Source organism: Nocardiopsis sp. ATB16-24, from assembly GCF_030271535.1.
In the GTDB taxonomy this organism is placed as follows: Bacteria; Actinomycetota; Actinomycetes; order Streptosporangiales; family Streptosporangiaceae; genus Nocardiopsis.
On sequence record NZ_JASCXJ010000041.1, the window covers coordinates 1 to 1135 of the forward strand.

Here is a 1135-nt window from a genome sequence, read left to right on the forward strand (position 1 = left end):
TCATTGGTAGTCAGAGGCGCGGTACCCGTTCCCGGGCCCGTTTCCTCATCCCCCTTTCAATCCGTGCGTGCGGTTTTCCCGCACACGGCTTACCGATGATCTTCTAAACCGGGTTACGCAACCCCGGATAACGGACCGTGCCACGAAGCCTGTACAAGCCCTGCTGGTTGAACCACTCCTCCGTCCAGGCATCAGCCTGACCAGCCCGGAGATTACGGCCCCGCTTCTTACGCATAAGCCGTTGAAGTCTCCAGACCACCCAGTCATCCACCGCTCTGAACTTGGTGGCGGCATTCCCCGTACGGAAATAAGCACCCCAGCCACGCAGAATCGGATTGATCCGAGCGATCACCACCCGCACATCCCGACCCATATGCGCCCGACCGGTCCGGCCCCGGATCTTGTCCCGGAGCCGCTTCATCGCCGCCTGCGAGGGCCACCGTTGCAGGTAGTAGCGCACAATACGCTTGCGCTCCCACAACCGACCTGACATGCACGCTCTGAAGTGGCATCCGAGGAAATCGAAACCCTCACGGCCCTGCCTGAGGTCCACGATCCGCGTCTTGTCCGGGTGCAGCCCCAAACCCAACGAGCCCAGAACCCGACCAACCAGGTCCAGCGCCCGCTCGGCCTGGTGCCTGGACCGACACATCACGACACCGTCGTCGGCGTAACGCACCAGCTCACCGACTCCGGACGCCGCGAGTTCGGTATCCAGTACGTGCAGGTAGACGTTGGCCAACAGCGGGGAGATCACCCCGCCCTGCGGCGTGCCCGCGACCGTCCGCGACACACCACTGGCCTCCATCACCCCCGCACGTAGCCACAAACGCACCAACTTGAGCACCCGCCGATCCGACACCCGCTCGCCGACCTCGATCATCAACCGGTCATGGTCGATATGGTCGAAGAAACCGCGGATATCGAACTCCACGACATGAGTGACGCCCTTGATGAAGCCGACCCGCAGGCGCTCCATCGCATCAAGGGCCGACCGCCGAGGACGGTACCCATAGGACGACTCGCGAAAGTCGGCCTCGAACACCGGTTCCAGAACGATCTTGGCCGCTTGCTGGGCCACCCGGTCACGGATGGTGGGAATACCCAAAGGGCGCACGCCGCCCCGTGGTTTGGG

General features: G+C 63.3%; 1 protein-coding gene. It reads right to left on the bottom strand.

Going from position 1 to position 1135, the window contains the following annotated elements:
• Positions 1 to 103: 103 nt before the first annotated feature.
• Positions 104 to 1135, bottom strand: a 1032-nt coding sequence (gene ltrA / locus PFX91_RS23005; RefSeq protein ID WP_285735219.1) for a group II intron reverse transcriptase/maturase, incomplete at its 5' end; no start/stop codon positions are given.